Below are 18,017 nucleotides of genomic sequence, written 5' to 3'. Positions count from 1 at the left end.
ACGGCGGCAGATCACCAGGGCCGCCTCCGTGGCCGAGGCCCTGCCCGCCGTCGTGCGCGCCGCCGACCGCAGCACGACGGAGGCGCGGCTCGTCCTCGCGCGCGCCGAGGAGGCCCGCTCCGGCCGGAACGCCGAGCTCACGGCGCTCCGCCGCGAGGAGGCGGACCTGCGGGCGCGCCTCCACGGGATCACCGAGGACGTGCACGGCCTGGAGCTGCAGATCTACGAGAAGCGCCTGCAGGTGTCCCAGCTGCTCGAGCGCGCCGCGAGCGAGCTGGGCCTCGGGGAGGAGGTGCTGGTCGCCGAGTACGGGCCGGACGTGCCGGTGCCCGAGGAGGCGCCCCTCCCGCCGCGCCGGCGGGCGCGCGCCGAGGATGCGGACGCCGATGCGGCCTCGGGAGCCGACGCCGCGGTCGCCGAGGCACACGCCGACGCCGCGGACGACGCCGCCGACGTCCCCGCCGACCACGACGACCCGCCCGGTCCCACCCGCCCCTTCGACCGGGACGAGCAGCGCGCGCGCCTCGCGGAGGCCGAGCGCCGGCTCGCGCAGCTCGGTCGCGTCAATCCGCTGGCGCTGGAGGAGTTCGCCGCGCTGGAGCAGCGCCACCTCTTCCTCACCGAGCAGCTCGCCGACCTCCAGGCGACGCGGACGGACCTCCTCACGATCATCGACGACATCGACCGCACCATGCAGGGCGTGTTCGCCGACGCCTTCGAGGACACGCGCCAGGCGTTCGACCGCGTCTTCCCGATCCTCTTCCCGGGCGGCACGGGCAGCATCCACCTCACGGACCCCGACCAGCTCCTGACGACGGGCATCGAGGTGAGCGTCCGCCCCGCGGGCAAGCGCATCGAGCGCCTGTCGCTGCTCTCCGGCGGGGAGCGCTCGCTCGCGGCCGTGGCCCTGCTCATCGCGATCTTCACCGCGCGGCCCAGCCCGTTCTACATAATGGACGAGGTGGAGGCGGCGCTCGACGACGCGAACCTCGGCCGTCTCCTCACGATCCTCGAGCAGCTCCGCGACACGTCGCAGCTCATCGTCATCACCCACCAGAAGCGCACGATGGAGATCGCGGACGCGCTCTACGGCGTCTCCATGCGGCAGGACGGCGTGAGCGCGGTCGTGGGCCAGCGGGTCAGCCGGGACGCGCCCGCCGTGGCCCCCTCCGGGAGCGGGGAGCCCGCCGCACCCGGGGGAGCGGAGGCCGCCCGCCCGGAGCCGGCCGCGTCCTGACGCGCGGCTACGCTGGGCACATGGCAGCCCGCACCCCCTGGTCCCTCTCCGGCGCGCTCCGCGGCATGTTCGCGAAGCCCACCATCGACGAGACCACGTGGGACGACCTGGAGACGGCGCTCATCACGGCGGACTTCGGGCCCGACATCACCGAGGCGACCATCGAGGACCTCCACGAGAAGGTCGACCGCTACCGCACCACGGACCCGCGCGACCTCCAGCGCATGCTCCGCGAGTCCATCGAGGAGCGCCTGGCGAAGCACGACCCGACGCTGAAGCTCAGCGCGCGCCCCGCCGTGATCCTGGTGGTCGGCGTCAACGGCGTCGGCAAGACCACGACCATCGGCAAGTTCGCGAAGTTCCTCCGCAACTACGGCCGCACCGTGGTCGTGGGCGCGGCCGACACCTTCCGCGCGGCCGCCGTGGACCAGCTGGCCACCTGGGCCGAGCGCGCCGGCGCCGACATCGTGCGCCCGCAGCAGCCCGGGCAGGACCCGGCGAGCGTCGCCTTCCAGACGGTCGAGCACGCGATGCGCACCGGCACCGAGATGGTCATCATCGACACCGCCGGCCGCCTGCACACCAAGGGCGGGCTCATGGACGAGCTGTCGAAGATCCGCCGGGTGGTGGAGAAGCAGTCGCCGATCGCGGAGGTGCTGCTCGTCCTCGACGCCACGACGGGTCAGAACGGGCTCGCGCAGGCGCAGGCGTTCATCGAGCACGGCGGCGTGACGGGACTCGTGATCACGAAGCTCGACGGATCCGCCAAGGGCGGCTTCATCCTCAACGTGCAGGAGCGCACGGGCATCCCCATCAAGCTCATCGGCCAGGGCGAGGGCATCGGCGACCTCACCGGATTCACGCCCCACGTGTTCGCGCAGAACCTGGTCGGCTGACCCGAGGGGACCGGCGCGCGCCCGGCGCCGGTTAAGCTGGGACCACCATGGCTACCTTCGGAACACTCTCGGACCGCCTCGCCGAGACCTTCAAGAACCTGCGCGGCAAGGGCAAGCTCAGCGCCGCGGACGTGGACGGCACCGTCCGCGAGATCCGCCGCGCGCTGCTCGAGGCCGACGTCGCGCTCGACGTCGTCAAGGCGTTCACCGCGTCCGTCCGCGAGCGCGCCCTCGGCGGCGAGGTCAGCCAGGCGCTGAACCCCGCCCAGCAGGTCGTGCAGATCGTCAACGAGGAGCTCGTCGGCATCCTCGGCGGCCAGCAGCGGCGCATCCAGTTCGCCAAGCGCCCGCCGACGGTCATCATGCTCGCCGGCCTCCAGGGCGCGGGCAAGACCACCCTGGCGGGCAAGCTCGGCAAGTGGCTCGCGAAGGACGGCCACACGCCGATGCTCGTCGCGGCCGACCTCCAGCGCCCCAACGCCGTCCAGCAGCTGCAGGTCGTCGGCGAGCAGGCGGGGGTCCCCGTCTTCGCCCCGGAGCCCGGCAACGGCCGCGGCAACCCCGTGCGCGTCGCCAAGGACGCCATGAAGCACGCGGCCGACAAGCAGTACAGCGTCGTCATCATCGACACGGCCGGCCGCCTCGGCGTCGACCAGGAGCTGATGAGGCAGGCCGCGGACATCCGCAAGGCCACCGACCCCGACGAGGTCCTCTTCGTCATCGACGCCATGATCGGCCAGGACGCGGTCGCGACCGCGAAGGCCTTCCAGGACGGCGTCGACTTCACGGGCGTCGTGCTCTCCAAGCTCGACGGCGACGCGCGCGGCGGCGCGGCCCTGTCGGTCGCCTCCGTGACGGGCCGTCCCATCATGTTCGCCTCCACGGGCGAGGGCCTCGACGACTTCGAGCCCTTCCACCCGGACCGCATGGCGAGCCGCATCCTCGACCTCGGCGACATCCTCACCCTCATCGAGCAGGCCCAGCAGGCCTTCGACGAGGAGGAGGCCATGGAGGTCGCCGCGAAGCTCGCGAGCGACAGCTTCACCCTCGAGGACTTCCTCAAGCAGATGCAGCAGCTGCGGGGGAAGGGGTCCATCAAGAAGATGATGGGCATGCTCCCCGGCATGGGCGCCATGAAGGAGCAGCTGGAGAGCTTCGACGAGAAGGAGATCGTCCGCACCGAGGCGATCATCCAGTCGATGACGAAGGCCGAGCGCCAGAACCCGAAGCTCCTGAACGGCTCCCGCCGGCTGCGGATCGCCCGCGGTTCGGGCATGACCGTGACGGACGTCAACGGCCTCGTGCAGCGCTTCGAGCAGGCCTCCAAGATGATGCGGACCGTCGCCCGCGGCGGCATGCCCCAGATCCCCGGCATGGGCCCGATGCCCGGCGCGCACTCGAGCCGGAAGCCCGTGCAGCAGAAGAAGAAGGGCTCGAAGTCGGGCAACCCCGCCAAGCGCGCGCAGGAGAACGCGGCGCTCGCGTCCGGCCAGCGCATCGGCGGGCCCGCCGCCCCCGCGGGCTCCGGCTTCGGCCTCGCGGGGAAGCGGGCGGGCGGCGCCGACGGCGCGCCCAGCGAGGAGGAGCTGGCGTCGCTGCAGAAGTTCCTCGGCCGCTGATCCCCGGCTGACCCGGAGGGCCCCTCCCGCGCACGCGGCAGGGGCCCTCCGTCGTCCCCCTCGACGCGGCGCCGCGCACGTGCCACCGTGGGGTCAGCACCGCGGCGCCCGTCGCGGTCCAGCGTGAGGAGCCCGCAGTGTTCGCACCCGTCACCGCCTTCAGCGGATTCAGCGTCGACGACGTCCCCGCGGCGCTCGCGTTCTACCGCGGCACGCTCGGCCTCGAGGTCGAGGAGGTGCCCGAGATGGGCATGATCCGCCTGGTGCTGCCGGGCTCCGGCGCCCGCGTCCTCGTCTACCCGAAGCCCGGGCACGTGCCCGCCACGTTCACGGTGCTCAACCTCGCCGTCGACGACGTGGAGGAGGCGGTGGTCGAGCTCAACGGCCGCGGCGTCGCGACGGCCATCTACCCGGAGATGCCGACGGACGCGCGGGGCATCATGCGCGGGAACGGGCCCGACATCGCCTGGTTCCGCGACCCGGCGGGCAACGTCCTGTCCGTCCTCGAGGCGTGACGCGCGGCGGCCGGAGCGCGCACCGCCGCGAGCGGCCCGCCACCCGGGCCGTGCACGGCACGGCGCCGTCCGGCGGTCACACCGCGCAGCGGCCGGAGTCGACGGGGGAGCTCGCGCCCGCCTGCTGCAGCACGGGCGCGATCTCGTCCAGCGTCATCGCGTAGCCGGTCTGCGCGTCGACGGTCGAGGTCGCGAACAGCAGTCCGACGACGCGGCCCTGCACGTCGAGGAGGGCGCCGCCGGAGTCACCGGGGCGCACGGTGCCGCGCACGGAGTACACCTCGCGCGTGACGGGCTGCTCGTGCTGGATGTCGGTGCCGATCGCCTCCAGCACCTCGCGGATGCGCGCCCCGGTCGCCTGGTACGGCCCGCCGCCGGGGTAGCCGGCGACGACGGCCTCGTCCGCGGCCGCGAGCTCCTCGCCGAGCGCGAGCGGCGCCGCGGCGAGGCCCGGCACGGCGAGGATCGCGACGTCGCGCGCGGGATCGAATGCCACGAGCCGGGCCGGCAGCAGCTCCCCGGTTCCGCCCTGCTGCACGAGGACCTCGTCCGACCCGGTGACGACGTGCGCGTTGGTGACGACGCGTTCGCCCTGCACGACCCAGCCGCTGCCGGACGACGACGTGCCGCACGCGGGCGCGGAGGACAGGATCTTCACCACGCTGGACGCGGCCTGGCGCACGGCCTCGGGGACGTCCTCGTCGGGTGCCGCGGTGTCGGCGATGGACTCCTCGCCGTTGGCGAACACCCGCGGGTAGCCGACGTCGTGCAGGGCGTCGTCGAGGGCGGAGAGCGCCGTCCCGCTCGAGATCGGGCTGACCCGGTCGAGGGCCGCCACGATGCGCGACGACGACGCCAGCTGCACCGCGGGGATCACGCCGCTGGAGCCGAGGAAGCCCCCGATGAACCAGACGGACACGGCCCACGCGGCGAGTCCCGCGACGGCGCCGACGCCCCGGTCGAGCCCCCGGGCGGCGCCGCGCGGTCGGAGGAGGCGGGTGAGGACGCTCGCGACCTGCGCGAGGATCCCGCTGACGAGGGACGTCGTGACGAGCATGAGGAGCGCCGCGGCGAAGGTGCGCTGGATCCCGTCCGCGACCCCGAACTCGTCGAGGAGCGCCAGGAACGCGGGCGTGATCGCGAGCGCCAGCGCGACGCCGAGGACGATGCCGACGAGTCCCGCGACGGTGACGATCGCCCCGCGGCGCCAGCCGGCGAGGGCGGCGAGCACGGCGACGACGAGGATGACGATGTCGACGGCGGGGCTCACCTCCACAGTGTGCCCCGCGTCACCGACCGAGACCTGAGCGCAGCTCCTCCACGAGGTGCGTGACCACGGGCGCCAGGGCGCCGTCGTTGTCCTCCGCCACGCGCAGCTGCCGCTGGTAGCTCGCGCCGCGGTCGACGATGTCGAGGATGCCGCGGAGCTCCGCCTCGCAGCCGAGCGCGTCGGCGGTGGGGGAGAGGCGCTCGACGAGTGCGCGCGTGTCGTCGCCCACGAGGGCCTCCGCGCCTGCGGCGTCCTGGATGATGATCGCGTCCATCCCGTACCGGGCGGCGCGCCACTTGTTCTCGCGCACGAACCACGGCTGCATGCGGGGCAGCTCCTCGCCGCGGTCGAGCGACGCCGACATGTCGTGCACGAGGCACTGCACGAGGGCCCCCAGGGAGGCGATCTCCCGGAGCGTCGAGACGCCGTCGAACACGCGGGTCTCCAATGTGCCCCACTTGGGTGCCGGGCGGATGTCCCAGCGGAGCTCGCTGTGGTGGTCGATGACGCCCACGTGCGTCATGTCGGCGACGAGCCGCTCGTAGTCGGCCCACGAGCCGATCTCCGGCGGCAGCCCCGCGGTCGGCAGCTGCTGGAACATGAGGGCGCGGTTCGACGCGTACCCCGTCTCCTGCCCGGACCAGAACGGGCTCGACGCGCTGAGCGCCTGGAACCGGGGGAGGTGCACGAGCAGCGCGTTGAGGATGGGGAGGGCCTTGGACGCGTCGTCGATGCCGACGTGCACGTGCACGCCCCAGATCATCATCTGCCGTCCCCACCAGCGCGTGCGGTCCAGGAGCGTCGCGTAGCGCTCGTTGCCGGGCGTGACCTCCTGGTCCGGCCAGACGCTGAAGGGGTGCGTGCCGGCGCACATCAGGTCGATGCCGAGCGGGTCGGCGACGTCGACGACCCGCTCGATGAGGCGGGCGAGGTCGTCGACGGCGTCGCCGACCCGGGGGTGCGGGGCGCTGACGACCTCCACCGTGTTGGTGAGGAACTCCCCGGTCACGTGCGGGTGCGCGTCGTCGTGCGGGAAGGAGCGGAGGATCTCGGGCGCGACGCCCGCGAGCTCCCCGGATCCCCGGTCGACGCAGGCGAGCTCCCACTCGATCCCGACGCGGGACGGGGGCTGATGGGCGAAGTCGATCTGCATGCGGGTCCTGCCGTCCACGGGTCCTGGCGGCGCATGCGCCGGGTGTCGTCCGATCATGCCACGGGGTCCGACGACGGGCGCCGGTGCGGCGCCGCGTGGCGCGCGTCGAGGCGCGCCGCGCGGGGGTGTCCCGTCCGGGCCCGGCGTCTGCCATAATGATCTGTCGAGTCCGCGATCGTCCGACCCTCTAATCAGGCGCCGCGAGACCCCATCGAACCAATGCCGAGTGTGCCCCCACGCTCACGGCCGTCAGTTCACCCCACACAAGAAAATTCAGGAGAATTGTGGCTGTCAAGATCCGTCTGAAGCGCCTGGGCAAGATCCGCGCGCCGTACTACCGCATCGTCGTCGCCGACTCGCGCACCAAGCGCGACGGTCGCGTCATCGAGGAGATCGGCAAGTACCACCCCACCGAGGAGCCCTCGTTCATCGAGGTCCAGTCGGACCGGGCGCAGTACTGGCTGTCCGTGGGCGCGCAGCCCACCGAGCAGGTCGAGGCCCTCCTCAAGCTCACGGGCGACTGGGGTCGCTTCAAGGGCGACAAGGACGCCGTCTCCACCGTCCGCACCCGCGAGGCGAAGCCCGCCTACGTCGCGGACGAGAAGAAGAAGCCGGTCCTGAAGCCCAAGACCGAGAAGGCCGCCCCCGCGCCCGAGGCCGCCGAGGCCCCGGCCGAGGCGACCGAGGAGCAGGCCTAGCCCATGCTCGCTCCCGCGCTCGCGCACCTGGTCAAGGGCATCGTCGAGCACCCGGATGATGTCTCCGTGACGAGCAAGGGATCCCCCCGCGGCGAGGTCCTCGAGGTGCGCGTGCACCCCGAGGACCTCGGCCGGGTCATCGGCCGCGCGGGTCGCACCGCGAAGGCCCTCCGGACGCTCGTGTCGGCCCTCGCCGACGGCCAGCGCGTCCGCGTCGATGTGGTGGACACCGATTCCTGAGGACGACGTCCGTGACCCCGCGGCGTTCCGCGTGGGCCGGCTGACCAAGGCGCACGGGCTCAAGGGCGCCGTGAAGCTCGAGCTGTTCACGGACGACCCCGACAAGCGCTTCGTCCCCGGCGCCGAGTTCAGCCTGCAGGTCCCCGAGACCTCGCCGTGGCACGGCCGCACGCTGACGCTGACCGAGCTGCGCTGGTACAACAGCCATCCCGTCGGCTTCTTCGAGGGCGTCGCGGACCGCACGGCCGCCGAGTCGCTGGCCAAGGCCATCCTCTGGATGACGCCGCCCGCTGACGAGGCGGACGAGCCCGACGCCTGGTACGACCACCAGCTGGTCGGCCTCCGGGTGCTCCGCGACGGCGTCGAGGTGGGGACCGTCTCCCTCGTCGACCACTTCCCGGCGCAGGACCTCCTCCACGTCGACACGCCCTCCGGCACCGTGCTGGTGCCGTTCGTGCAAGCCATCGTCCCGTCCGTGGACGTCGCGGCCGGCACGCTCGTCGTCACCCCGCCGCTCGGCCTCTTCGAGGAGATCCCGGACGAGCCGACCTCGGCGCCCGGCGAGGACCTCCCCACGGACGCAGCTCCCGCGGATGCCGCTCCCGCGGATGCCGCTCCCGCGGATGCCGCCCCCGAGGGCGACGACGCACGCTGACATGCGGATCGACATCGTCTCGATCTTCCCGGAGTTCTTCGGGGTGCTCGACATCTCCCTGCTCGGCCGCGCGCGCCAGTCCGGCCTCATCGACCTCCGCGTGCACGACCTGCGCGCCTTCACGCACGACCGGCACCGCACGGTCGACGACACGCCCTACGGCGGCGGCGCCGGCATGGTCATGCGACCGGAGCCCTGGGGCGAGGCCATCGACCGGGTCCTCGCGGACGAGACCGATCCGGTCGTCATCTTCCCGTCGCCGGCCGGCGACGTGTTCACGCAGGCCATGGCGCAGGAGCTTTCGGAGGAGCGCCACCTCGCCTTCGGGTGCGGTCGCTACGAGGGCATCGACCAGCGCGTCGTCGACCACACGGCCACGCGCGCCCGGGTCCGCCTGGTCAGCCTGGGCGACTACGTCCTGAACGGCGGCGAGGTCGCGGTCATGGCCATGATCGAGGCGATCGGCCGTCTCGTGCCGGGCGTCGTGGGCAACCCCGCGAGCCTCGTCGAGGAGAGCCACTCCGACGGCCTGCTCGAGCACCCGAGCTACACCAAGCCGCCAGAGTGGCGCGGGCTCCAGGTCCCGGACGTGCTGCGCAGCGGCAACCACGGCGCCATCGCCGCGTGGCGTCGCGAGCAGCAGCTCGAGCGCACGCGCCGCGTACGGCCCGACCTGCTGGCCGACTAGCCGCGACCCGCGACGTCCGCCGCCCCTCGGGGCGCGGCGATCATCCGCCTCAGGAGCGCGCGGTGAGGATCACGGGGCCGGACTCCGTGATCGCGACGGTGTGCTCCATGTGCGCGCCGCGCGAGCCGTCGGCGCTGCGGAGGGTCCAGCCGTCGCGGTCGGTGTAGATCTCGTCCGTGCTCTGCAGGAACCAGGGCTCGATCGCGATGACGAGTCCCGGCCGCAGCGGGACGCCGCGCCCCGGCCGGCCCTGGTTCGCGATGTGCGGGTCCCCGTGCATCGTGCGGCCGACCCCGTGACCGCCGAAGTCCGTGTTGACGGAGTAGCCCGCCTCCGTCGCCACCGCGCCGATGGCCGCCGAGATGTCGCCCGTGCGGCCGCCCGGCTGCGCCGCGCGGATCCCCGCCTCGAGCGCGCGGGTCGTCACCTCGATCAGGCGCACGTCCTCCTCGCGCGGCGTGCCGACGATGACGCTGACGGCCGAGTCGCTGACCCATCCGTCCACGGAGGCGGCGAAGTCGAGGCTCAGGAGGTCGCCGTCCTGCAGCCGGTAGTCGTGGGGGAGCCCGTGCAGCACGCCGTCGTTCACGGACGTGCAGAGCACCTTGCCGAACGGCATGGCGCCGAACGAGGGGTGGTAGTCGATGTAGCACGACTCGGCCCCCCGCTCGCGGATCATGCGGTGCGCGGCGCGGTCGAGGTCGAGGAGGTTGACGCCGACGTCGGCCTGCGCGGCGAGCGCGGTGAGCACGCTGCCCACGAACTCCCCGGCGGGTCGCATCTGGTCCATCTCGGCGGGCGTTCGCAGTTCCATCACGCCATGGATCCTACGGGAGGGGCGCTCAGCGGACCCTCTCGCGGCGCCCAGGGTCGGCTCGTAGCATGGGCCCATGCAGCAGTCCCCGGCCGTCCGACTCCGCCGCGCGCTCTACCGCTGGCAGTTCGCCGCGGTCGTCGTGCTCCCCGCCTGGCTCCTCGTGGGCTGGGCGGCCTTCGGCTCCGGCGGGTGGGAGCTGCTCCTCGTGATGCTCGGCGCCGCGGCGCTCGGCATCGCCCTGCTCGCGGGCCTGGGCCTCGTCCTCGCCCGGCGCTCGGCGCGGACGGCCGCGGCCGTCTCCCCGACGGACGCGGTCGTCATGGGCGTGCTGACCCTCGCGGTCGCCGGCACCGGCACCTACTCGGCGGTGAGCACGTGGTGCGCGGTGGTCGCGGTGCTGGCCGCCGTGGCGTTCGTGGCGCTCGGCGTCCGGCAGCTCCTCGCGGAGACGCGGCAGCGCATGCAGGAGGTCATCGCCGTCATCGAGCGCGACGCGCAGCCGCGTCCGCCGGAGTGGCGGGCAGCCGAGGGCCCGGACGCCGGCCGGACGATCCGCCTCGACTGACCGCCCTCGCCGACGACCCGGCGCTTTGCGCTCGACGCGCCCGAGGTGACAGAATGGGCGATCGTGCCTGCCGCCGACCCTGCCACGGGGGAGTCGGCCGTCCATGCGGGCCGTTCCCCTTCCAGAAACTGATGCGCAGTCGACCCGTGGCGGTTGCAGAGAGCGGTACACCATGCACATCCTCGATTCCGTCGACAAGGCGTCGCTGCGGTCGGACATCCCCGACTTCCGCGCCGGCGACACGGTCAAGGTCCACGTCAACATCGTCGAGGGCAGCCGCTCGCGCATCCAGGTGTTCCAGGGCATCGTCATCGGCCGTCAGGGCGAGGGCGTCCGCGAGACGTTCTGCGTCCGCAAGGTCAGCTTCCAGGTCGGCGTCGAGCGCACCTTCCCGGTCCACTCCCCGGTCATCGACCACATCGAGGTCGTGACGCGCGGCGACGTGCGCCGCGCGAAGCTGTACTTCCTGCGCGACCTGCGCGGCAAGAAGGCGAAGATCAAGGAGAAGCGCTCCTAGCGCATCCCCAAGCGTCATCCTCCCGAGCTCCCGGCACATACACTTGCCGGGAGCTCAGGCGGTTAAATGACAGACAGCACGGCGCCCGTGGAGACCAGATCCTCGGGCAGGCACAGCGGCAGCGGGTCGCGGGGATGGAAGACGTTCCTCCGGGACGTCCTCGTCATCTTCGTGGTGGCCCTCCTCGTCTCGATCCTGATCAAGGCCTTCCTGATCCGGTCGTTCTACATCCCGTCCGCGTCGATGGAGGACACCCTCCAGATCGACGACCGGATCGTGGTCAACCAGCTGACGCCGCGGCTCATGCCGCTGCAGCACGGCGACGTGGTGGTGTTCCGCGATCCCGGCGGCTGGCTGCTGCCATCGCCCGAGGTCGCGAAGCCGCCGGTCGCCGCGGCGGTCGACTGGGCGCTCACCACGGTGGGCCTGTCGGCCTCCGACAGCAACGACCACCTCATCAAGCGCCTCATCGGCTTGCCGGGCGACCACGTCGTCTGCTGCAACTCCCTGGGCCAGATGAGCGTCAACGACGTGCCGCTCGACGAGCCGTACATCAAGCTCGTCCCCGGCGACACGCGCGCGTCCGCCATCGACTTCGACGTCACCGTGCCCGCAGACTCGCTGTGGGTGATGGGCGACAATCGGGGCAACTCCGCGGACTCGCGCTACAACCAGGACGGCCCGACGAAGGGGTTCGTGCCGATCGACCACGTCGTCGGCCGCGCCTTCGTCATCACCTGGCCCATCGACCGGTGGTCGATCCTCGGCGACCACCCCGAGACGTTCGGCGACGTCCCCGAAGCCGCTCCCGCCGGCTGATGCCGGTCGCGGACCCCAGCCTCGACGCCGAGCTCGCGCTCCTCGGAGCGGGCGCGGCGCTCGTCATCGGCTGCGACGAGGTGGGGCGGGGTGCGCTGGCCGGCCCGGTCGCGGTCGGCATGGCCGCCGTCGGTGCCGACTGCGGCGCCTTCCCCCCGGGGCTCCGCGACTCGAAGATGCTCAGCGAGAAGCGCCGCGAGGCCCTGCACCCGCCGGTCTCCGCCTGGGTGCGGCACCACGCGGTCGGCATGGCGTCCGCCGAGGAGGTCGACGAGCTCGGCATCACGGCGTGCCTCGGCCTGGCGGGTCGCCGCGCCCTCGTCGAGCTGCACCACCTCGGCGTGCCGCTGCTCGAGAGCGTCGTGCTGCTCGACGGGTCCCACGACTGGCTCACGCCCGCGCTCGCGCATCCCGTCCCGGTGCGCCTCAGGGTCAAGGCCGACCGGGACTGCGCGTCCGTCGCTGCCGCGTCCGTCCTGGCGAAGGTGCATCGCGACCGCCTCATGGCGGCGTGGCACGAGGAGTCGCCGGAGTACGGCTGGGCCGGCAACAAGGGCTACGGCAGCGCCGCGCACCTCGACGCGATCCGCGCGAGCGGCCCCAGCCGGATCCACCGGCGCACCTGGCTCGGCGGGGTGCTCCAGCCGACGGGCGCCTGACCCGTCCCGCTTGCGGCCCGGTCGCCCTCCCCGCCTGCTCCGGGCCCCGCGCGGCGCTGCCGGCGGCACGACCGGCCGGACGTCGCGTGCTCCGGGGCCGGATAGTATCGACGGACCATGGATGACGACGAGTTCGAGGACTACGACCGCGAGGTGGAGCTCGCGCTCTACCGGGAGTACCGGGACATCGTGTCCCAGTTCAAGTACGTGGTCGAGACCGAGCGGCGCTTCTACCTCGCGAACGAGGTCGAGCTGGTGCGTCGCGACACGGAGCACGACTTCTACTTCGAGCTGAGCATGACCGACGTGTGGGTGTGGGACGTGTACCGCTCCGACCGCTTCGTCAAGTCCGTGCGGGTGCTCACCTTCAAGGACGTCAACGTCGAGGAGCTGTCGGCCAAGGAGTTCGAGCTCCCCAAGGAGCTGGCGATCGACGAGTAGGGCTCCTCCGGGTCCCTCCCCAGGGTGCGCCGCGCATGGCGCCGCACCTCGTGGGGTCGATGAGCGGGACGCATCCCGGCGGCAGCGCATCCTCCCCTCGGAGGTGCGCATGACACGCGAGCACGACCTGGGACGACGCGGCGAGGAGCTCGTCGCACGGCATCTGAGCGAGCACGGCTACGCGCTCGTGGAGCGCAACTGGCGGTGTCGCGAGGGCGAGATCGACCTCGTGATGACCCACGAGGGCACGACCGTCCTGGTGGAGGTGAAGACGCGCGCGGGCCTCGGGTTCGGGCATCCCCTCGAGGCGGTCACGCGCGCCAAGGCCGCGCGGCTGCGGGTGCTCGCGGGGCTCTGGCGCGAGGCCCACCCGGAGCGCCGCGGGCCCGTCAGGATCGACGTGGTCGGCGTGGTCTGGCCGCCCGGGGGACGGCCGTCGATCGACGTCGTCCGGAGCGCCTGCTGATGGCCGTCGGTCGCACGCTCGCGGTCGCGCTCTCGGGACTCGAGGGCGCGCTCGTCGACGTGGAGGCGGACATCACCAGCCAGCTCCCCGGCTTCGTGCTCATCGGCCTCCCGGACGCCGCGCTCAGCCAGGCCCGCGAGCGCGTGCGGGCCGCCACCGGCAACGCGGGGTGCGAGTTCCCCGTGCGGCGCGTGACCGTCAACCTCTCGCCGGCCGTGCTGCCCAAGCACGGGTCGGGCTTCGACCTCGCGATCGCCCTGGCCGTGCTCGCGGCGGGCGGCTCCGTCTCCGCGGACTCGGTCGCCGGCACGGTGCACCTGGGCGAGCTGGGGCTCGACGGGCGTCTGCGCCCGACGCACGGCATCCTCCCGGCGGTGCTCGCCGCGCGTCGAGCGGGGGTGCGGCGCGTCATGGTCCCACGCTGCCACGCCGACGAGGCCTCGCTCGTGCCGGACGTGCAGGTCATCCCCGTTTCGGGGCTGCGGGATGCGGCGATCCACCACGGGGCGGAGCTCGACCCCGAGCCCGACGACGCCGTCGGGCCGGCGGTCGCCGCGCCGGGCGGCGGAGGTGCCGGTCCGTCCGAGGGCGTCGTCCCTCCGGAGCCCTGCCTGGGGGACGTCGTCGGGAACGAGGAGGCGGTGGAGGCGCTCGTCGTCGCCGCGGCGGGCGGGCACCACATGTTCCTCCTCGGTCCGCCCGGGGCCGGCAAGACGATGCTCGCCCAGCGACTCCCGGGGCTGCTGCCCGACCTCGACGAGGAGGCCGCACTGGAGGCGGGCTGCGTCCGCTCGCTGTGCGGGGAGCGGCTGGGCCCGGAGCTCACCGTCCGTCCCCCGCTCGAGGCCCCGCACCACACCGCGAGCGCAGCCGGCATCGTCGGCGGCGGCAGCGGGCGCATCCGCCCCGGGGCAGCCGTCCGCGCGAGCGGGGGAGTCCTCTTCCTCGACGAGGCACCCGAGTTCGCGGGGGCGGTGCTCGACTGCCTCCGCCAGCCGCTGGAGTCGGGCGTCATCAGCATCCACCGGGCCAACGGCGTCGCGCACTTCCCGGGTCGATTCCAGCTGGTCATGGCCGCGAACCCCTGCCCCTGCGGGTCGTACGGCGTCGCGGGCGCGGACTGCGCGTGCCCGCCCCAGTCGCGGCGGCGCTACCTGGCCCGGCTGTCCGGCCCGCTCATGGACCGCATGGACATCCGTCTCGCCGTGCGTCGGGTCACGACCGCCGTGCACCTCGCCGCCGACGGTGCGCCCCGGACCACCACGGCGTCGGCGCGCGTCCGCGTCGCGACCGCGCGCGCGGCCGCCGCCGAGCGCTGGGCGCCGACGTCGTGGAGCACCAACGCCCGCGCATCGGGCACGTGGCTCCGTCGCGAGGCACGCGTGGCCCGCGCCGCGACGGCATCCCTGGACCGCGCACTCGACCGCGGCCTGCTCACGATGCGCGGGTACGACCGCGTGCTCCGCCTCGGCTGGACGTTGGCGGACCTCGACGGCGCTGCGAGTCCCGACGCGGACCACCTGGGTCGGGCGCTCCTCCTGCGGGGCGCGTCGTGAGCGCCGGCGACGCTGCTGACCGCGGCCCCGGCGGCCGACGGACCCTCGTCGTGTCGCGCCTGGGGCTCCCCGCCGGGGAGCTCCACGAGCTGATGGCGGCGCTCCGCCCCGATGCCGCGGAGCCCGGCGACGCGGACGCCGCGTGGATCCCCGAGGAGGACGCCGCCCGATGCACCTGGTCCGGGATCGCCGAGCCCGGAGACCGCGTCGCGGGTGCGGTCGTCGGCGTCCTCGGGGCCGGCGCCGCCCTCGCGGCCGTGGTCGACGGCTGTCCTGCGTCCGCCGTCGTCGCGTCCATGCGGGATGCGGGCCTCGAGCTCGACGAGGACGCCCGCGTCGCCCTCGTCGACGAGGTGGGGGCCGCCGTCGAGCGCTGGCGACCGCGGGTGGTGCGCTCCGAGGCGCTGGCACGGCTGCGCGCCGCTCGGGCCGTGGGCGCCCGCGTGCTGGTGCCGGGGGCCCCGCTGTGGCCCGTCGGCGCCGACGACCTGGGACCGCACGCACCGCTGGTCCTCTGGTGCACCGGCGCACCGGAGGCGCTCGCGGCCCTGTCCCGCTCCGTGGCGGTCGTGGGGGCGCGGGCCGCGACGGGCTACGGGGAGCACGTCACGGCGGACATCGCGGCGGGCCTCGTCGACCGAGGCGTCGCCGTCGTGTCGGGCGGGGCCTACGGCATCGACGGCGCCGCGCACCGTGCGGCGCTCGGCTCCGGCGGATCCACGGTGGCCTTCCTGGCCGGCGGGGTGGACCGCCTCTACCCGGCCGGCCACGCGGACCTCTTCGGACGGATGCGGCGCGAGGGCGCCGTGGTCTCGGAGCTGCCCTGCGGAGCGTCCCCCACCCGATGGCGCTTCCTGTTGCGCAACCGGCTCATCGCGGCGGTGAGCGCCGCCACCGTCGTGGTCGAGGCGGGCGCGCGCAGCGGCTCGCTCAACACGGCCAACCACGCCATCGCGCTGGAGCGTCCCCTCGGGGCCGTGCCGGGACCCGTGACGAGCGTGTCCTCATCCGGCTGCCACCGGCTGATCCGCGAGTCCGGAGCCGCGCTCGTCGCCTCGGCCGACCACGTGATGGACCTGGTGCCCGGCTGGAGCGGCGTGACCGCACAGCAGGGAGGCGAGGGCGGGGCGCTCCGTGCGCCACCGGAGGCGCGGCCCCGCGACGCACCCTCCGGGACGACGTCCGGGATGATGTCCGGGACGGGCCCGCACACGCGCCGGACCGGTGGCACGGTGCGGGCCGGGGCACCCTCCGATGGCGATCCCCGCATCGGGCGCGTCCTGGACGCGCTGGCCGTGCGGCGCGCCCGGGAGACGTCCGAGGTCGCCGCGCGCGCCGGACTCGGAGTGGCCGAGGCGTCGTCGGTCCTGGGTCTGCTCGAGCTCGAGGGGCACGTGGCGCGGCCCGACGGGGGATGGGTGCGCCGGCCGTCGTCGCGGTGACCAGCACGGTCGTCCGGCGGACGGGTGCCGCTCCGACTCGACCCGCCGCCCGGACCCCGCCCCGTCCGCGTCCCGCTCGTCCCCGTCCTGCATCGGCTCCGCGCCGGCCTTCTCCTCCTCGCGCGTCGACGAGCGCGGCGCCGGGGCTGCCCGTAGCCTTCGGGGATGGGCGGAGCGCGAGCGGAAGGCGGCATCGACGGGCCGCCACCCGTCCTCGGCACGATGGGTGGGACGGCGCTGGAGCGCGACATCGTCGAGTTCGCGACGTCCCTGTCAGGGGAACGGGGGAGCGCGGCCCACACCGTGCGGGCCTACTCCGCGGACCTCCGGGACCTCGCCGCCCATGCCGCCCGCCAGGGAGTCACCCGCTCCGGGGGCCTCGACCTCGAGGTCCTGCGCGACTGGCTGTGGCGGGGATCGCAGGCCCGGCTCGCACCCGCGACCCTCGCGCGGCGGTCGGCGGCCGTCCGCGGCTTCGGGGCGTGGCTCCTGCGGACGGGCCGGGTCGACGTCGACCCCGCCGTGCGCCTCAAGGCACCCCGGGCGGGATCGCATCTCCCACGCGTCCTCGCGCGGGAGCAGATGACGGCGCTCCTCGCCGGGCTCGCCGAGAGGGCGGCGGCGGACGACCCCGCCGCGCTCCGGGACCTCGCCGTGATCGAGCTGCTGTACGCCTCCGCCCTGCGGGTCTCCGAGCTCACCGGACTCGACATGGGCGACGTGGACGACGCGCGGCTCACGGTGCGCGTCGTGGGCAAGGGCGACCGGGAGCGGGTGGTGCCCTTCGGCGTGCCAGCCTCGGACGCCCTCGCGGCGTACGTCGGCCGCGGTCGTCCCGCGCTCGTCACCGCCCGCACCGGTCCCGCCCTCTTCCTGGGTGCCCGCGGCGGGCGCCTCGGCTCCCGTGCCGTGTACGGCCTCGTGGCCGCGCTGCTCGCGGACCTGCCCGGGTCGGGCCCGCAGGGGCCGCACGCGCTCCGGCACACCGCGGCGACCCACCTCCTCGACGGCGGCGCGGACCTCCGCACGGTCCAGGAGATGCTGGGCCACGCGAGCCTCGGGACGACGCAGATCTACACGCACGTGTCCGTCGAGCGCCTGCGTCGCAGCTACGAGGGAGCCCACCCGCGCGCCTGACGCGGACGGTCGCGGCATGGTCGGCCGCCCCGTGCGGCAGCGTCGGACGGGCCGGGCATCCCGTGGATCCCCCGGACGTACCGGCCGCACGGACGTCCCGCGTCCGCACCGTCGTCGGCGTCCTCGCGCACCGCGCGGACCTCATGGCTCGAGGGGCAGCAGCACCGCGTGGCGCAGGCCGGCGAGGAGCGCCTGCGGATCAACGTAGCCACCGTGGAGCCGCGCGCCGAGGTGCAGCCCGCCGTCGGGCTCGTGCCGCGGTGCCTCGGCGAGCGAGCCGACGACCTGACCCGCGGAGACCGCGTCGCCCGTGGAGACCCCCGGCACGACCGGCTCCATCGAGGACACGAGCCCGTCGGCGTGCTGGATGCTCACGACCGGCCGGTCGACGACCATGCCGGCGAACGAGACGACGCCGTCGGCGGGCGAACGCACCTCCGTGCCCGGCGCGGCGGCGATGTCGATGCCGCGATGGCCGGGCCCGTAGGGGGTGCTCGGCTCCTCGAAGGGCCGGGTGACCCGGTGCGGGGGAGCCACCGGCCAGGACCATCGCGGCGCCGCGGTCCGCGACGCCACGGTCGCGGCCCGGGCGGACGGGACCACGCGCGGCGCGGCCCTCGCCGGCGT

Annotated in this window: 21 protein-coding genes; 17 read left to right on the top strand and 4 right to left on the bottom strand. The window is 74.1% G+C overall.

The window, feature by feature from the left end:
- From Q6969_RS05485 to Q6969_RS05470, 4 genes are all read left to right on the top strand, one after another.
- Positions 1-1,237, top strand: a 1,237-nt coding sequence (locus Q6969_RS05485) for an AAA family ATPase (protein ID WP_317229527.1), incomplete at its 5' end; no start/stop codon positions are given.
- A 20-nt stretch (positions 1,238-1,257) separates the two neighbouring features.
- Positions 1,258-2,133, top strand: coding sequence for a signal recognition particle-docking protein FtsY (gene ftsY, locus Q6969_RS05480; RefSeq protein ID WP_317229526.1), 876 nt, complete (start codon positions 1,258-1,260; stop codon positions 2,131-2,133).
- A gap of 47 nt (positions 2,134-2,180) precedes the next feature.
- Positions 2,181-3,752, top strand: coding sequence for a signal recognition particle protein (ffh, locus tag Q6969_RS05475; RefSeq protein WP_317229525.1), 1,572 nt, complete (start codon positions 2,181-2,183; stop codon positions 3,750-3,752).
- 137 nt (positions 3,753-3,889) lie between these two features.
- Positions 3,890-4,267, top strand: a complete 378-nt coding sequence (locus Q6969_RS05470) for a VOC family protein (RefSeq protein ID WP_317229524.1) — start codon at positions 3,890-3,892, stop codon at positions 4,265-4,267.
- Positions 4,268-4,343: 76 nt separating this feature from the next.
- Here the strand turns inward: Q6969_RS05470 and Q6969_RS05465 are convergent, their stop codons facing one another.
- Both Q6969_RS05465 and Q6969_RS05460 read right to left on the bottom strand, forming a co-directional pair.
- Positions 4,344-5,537: a MarP family serine protease gene (locus tag Q6969_RS05465; protein WP_317229523.1), complete on the bottom strand. Its 1,194-nt coding sequence runs from the start codon at positions 5,535-5,537 to the stop codon at positions 4,344-4,346.
- Positions 5,538-5,556: 19 nt separating this feature from the next.
- Positions 5,557-6,690: a glutamate--cysteine ligase gene (locus Q6969_RS05460; protein WP_317229522.1), complete on the bottom strand. Its 1,134-nt coding sequence runs from the start codon at positions 6,688-6,690 to the stop codon at positions 5,557-5,559.
- Between the two features lie 284 nt (positions 6,691-6,974).
- Between Q6969_RS05460 and rpsP the strand changes: the two genes are divergently transcribed.
- Genes rpsP through trmD form a run of 4 tightly spaced genes read left to right on the top strand, consistent with a single transcriptional unit; the run spans position 6,975 to position 8,971 of the window.
- On the top strand, positions 6,975-7,388 hold the full coding sequence (gene rpsP / locus Q6969_RS05455) for a 30S ribosomal protein S16 (RefSeq protein WP_094115626.1): 414 nt from the start codon (positions 6,975-6,977) through the stop codon (positions 7,386-7,388).
- Between the two features lie 3 nt (positions 7,389-7,391).
- A complete protein-coding gene (locus tag Q6969_RS05450) occupies positions 7,392-7,628 on the top strand; it encodes an RNA-binding protein (protein WP_012038054.1) in 237 nt (78 codons plus the stop codon).
- Positions 7,606-8,283: a ribosome maturation factor RimM gene (gene rimM, locus Q6969_RS05445; protein WP_317229521.1), complete on the top strand. Its 678-nt coding sequence runs from the start codon at positions 7,606-7,608 to the stop codon at positions 8,281-8,283. The genes Q6969_RS05450 and rimM overlap by 23 nt, the downstream gene beginning before the upstream one ends.
- A 1-nt stretch (position 8,284) precedes the next feature.
- Positions 8,285-8,971 (top strand): tRNA (guanosine(37)-N1)-methyltransferase TrmD, encoded by a 687-nt coding sequence (gene trmD, locus Q6969_RS05440; RefSeq protein WP_317229520.1) that lies wholly within the window; start codon positions 8,285-8,287, stop codon positions 8,969-8,971.
- A gap of 49 nt (positions 8,972-9,020) precedes the next feature.
- Here the strand turns inward: trmD and map are convergent, their stop codons facing one another.
- Positions 9,021-9,788: a type I methionyl aminopeptidase gene (gene map / locus Q6969_RS05435; protein ID WP_317229519.1), complete on the bottom strand. Its 768-nt coding sequence runs from the start codon at positions 9,786-9,788 to the stop codon at positions 9,021-9,023.
- A gap of 73 nt (positions 9,789-9,861) precedes the next feature.
- Here map and Q6969_RS05430 point away from each other — a divergent pair, with 73 nt between their 5' ends.
- The 9 genes from Q6969_RS05430 (at position 9,862) to Q6969_RS05390 (ending at position 17,390) form a co-directional block, all read left to right on the top strand.
- Positions 9,862-10,353 (top strand): hypothetical protein, encoded by a 492-nt coding sequence (locus Q6969_RS05430; RefSeq protein WP_317229518.1) that lies wholly within the window; start codon positions 9,862-9,864, stop codon positions 10,351-10,353.
- A gap of 172 nt (positions 10,354-10,525) precedes the next feature.
- The gene (rplS, locus tag Q6969_RS05425) at positions 10,526-10,870 is read left to right on the top strand and encodes a 50S ribosomal protein L19 (protein ID WP_012298189.1); all 345 of its coding nucleotides are present in this window, start codon (positions 10,526-10,528) and stop codon (positions 10,868-10,870) included.
- A gap of 66 nt (positions 10,871-10,936) precedes the next feature.
- A complete protein-coding gene (gene lepB / locus Q6969_RS05420) occupies positions 10,937-11,689 on the top strand; it encodes a signal peptidase I (RefSeq protein ID WP_317229517.1) in 753 nt (250 codons plus the stop codon).
- A complete protein-coding gene (locus tag Q6969_RS05415) occupies positions 11,689-12,348 on the top strand; it encodes a ribonuclease HII (protein ID WP_317229516.1) in 660 nt (219 codons plus the stop codon). The genes lepB and Q6969_RS05415 overlap by 1 nt, the downstream gene beginning before the upstream one ends.
- A 117-nt stretch (positions 12,349-12,465) precedes the next feature.
- A complete protein-coding gene (locus Q6969_RS05410; protein ID WP_012298192.1) occupies positions 12,466-12,789 on the top strand; it encodes a DUF2469 family protein in 324 nt (107 codons plus the stop codon).
- 109 nt (positions 12,790-12,898) lie between these two features.
- On the top strand, positions 12,899-13,255 hold the full coding sequence (locus tag Q6969_RS05405; RefSeq protein WP_317229515.1) for a YraN family protein: 357 nt from the start codon (positions 12,899-12,901) through the stop codon (positions 13,253-13,255).
- Entirely contained in the window at positions 13,255-14,811 is a 1,557-nt protein-coding gene (locus tag Q6969_RS05400) for a YifB family Mg chelatase-like AAA ATPase (protein WP_317229514.1), read from the top strand. Before Q6969_RS05405 ends, Q6969_RS05400 begins: the two co-directional genes overlap by 1 nt.
- A complete protein-coding gene (gene dprA, locus Q6969_RS05395; RefSeq protein ID WP_317229513.1) occupies positions 14,808-16,253 on the top strand; it encodes a DNA-processing protein DprA in 1,446 nt (481 codons plus the stop codon). Before Q6969_RS05400 ends, dprA begins: the two co-directional genes overlap by 4 nt.
- 222 nt (positions 16,254-16,475) lie before the next feature.
- The gene (locus Q6969_RS05390) at positions 16,476-17,390 is read left to right on the top strand and encodes a tyrosine recombinase XerC (RefSeq protein WP_317229528.1); all 915 of its coding nucleotides are present in this window, start codon (positions 16,476-16,478) and stop codon (positions 17,388-17,390) included.
- 141 nt (positions 17,391-17,531) lie between these two features.
- On the opposite strand, the gene Q6969_RS05385 is transcribed toward Q6969_RS05390, so the two are convergent.
- Complete coding sequence (locus tag Q6969_RS05385; RefSeq protein WP_317229512.1) at positions 17,532-17,927, bottom strand: M23 family metallopeptidase; 396 nt, start codon at positions 17,925-17,927, stop codon at positions 17,532-17,534.
- Between the last annotated feature and the right edge of the window lie 90 nt (positions 17,928-18,017).

Origin of the sequence: Clavibacter sp. MX14-G9D, from assembly GCF_032917815.1 — a bacterium.
Taxonomy (GTDB): Bacteria; Actinomycetota; Actinomycetes; order Actinomycetales; family Microbacteriaceae; genus Clavibacter; species Clavibacter michiganensis_K.
The sequence above is the reverse complement of the archived record's forward strand: the minus strand, read 5'-3'. Positions and strand labels throughout refer to the sequence as shown.

Coding starts and splice junctions, on each gene's coding strand:
- Q6969_RS05415 (WP_317229516.1), top strand. CDS start 11,689: ATGCCGGTCGCGGACCCCAGCCTCGACGCCGAGCTCGCGCTCCTCGGA.
- Q6969_RS05400 (WP_317229514.1), top strand. CDS start 13,255: ATGGCCGTCGGTCGCACGCTCGCGGTCGCGCTCTCGGGACTCGAGGGC.
- rplS (WP_012298189.1), top strand. CDS start 10,526: ATGCACATCCTCGATTCCGTCGACAAGGCGTCGCTGCGGTCGGACATC.
- trmD (WP_317229520.1), top strand. CDS start 8,285: ATGCGGATCGACATCGTCTCGATCTTCCCGGAGTTCTTCGGGGTGCTC.
- Q6969_RS05460 (WP_317229522.1), bottom strand. CDS start 6,690: ATGCAGATCGACTTCGCCCATCAGCCCCCGTCCCGCGTCGGGATCGAG.
- rimM (WP_317229521.1), top strand. CDS start 7,606: ATGTGGTGGACACCGATTCCTGAGGACGACGTCCGTGACCCCGCGGCG.
- Q6969_RS05410 (WP_012298192.1), top strand. CDS start 12,466: ATGGATGACGACGAGTTCGAGGACTACGACCGCGAGGTGGAGCTCGCG.
- ffh (WP_317229525.1), top strand. CDS start 2,181: ATGGCTACCTTCGGAACACTCTCGGACCGCCTCGCCGAGACCTTCAAG.
- Q6969_RS05405 (WP_317229515.1), top strand. CDS start 12,899: ATGACACGCGAGCACGACCTGGGACGACGCGGCGAGGAGCTCGTCGCA.
- lepB (WP_317229517.1), top strand. CDS start 10,937: ATGACAGACAGCACGGCGCCCGTGGAGACCAGATCCTCGGGCAGGCAC.
- ftsY (WP_317229526.1), top strand. CDS start 1,258: ATGGCAGCCCGCACCCCCTGGTCCCTCTCCGGCGCGCTCCGCGGCATG.
- Q6969_RS05450 (WP_012038054.1), top strand. CDS start 7,392: ATGCTCGCTCCCGCGCTCGCGCACCTGGTCAAGGGCATCGTCGAGCAC.
- Q6969_RS05390 (WP_317229528.1), top strand. CDS start 16,476: ATGGGTGGGACGGCGCTGGAGCGCGACATCGTCGAGTTCGCGACGTCC.
- Q6969_RS05430 (WP_317229518.1), top strand. CDS start 9,862: ATGCAGCAGTCCCCGGCCGTCCGACTCCGCCGCGCGCTCTACCGCTGG.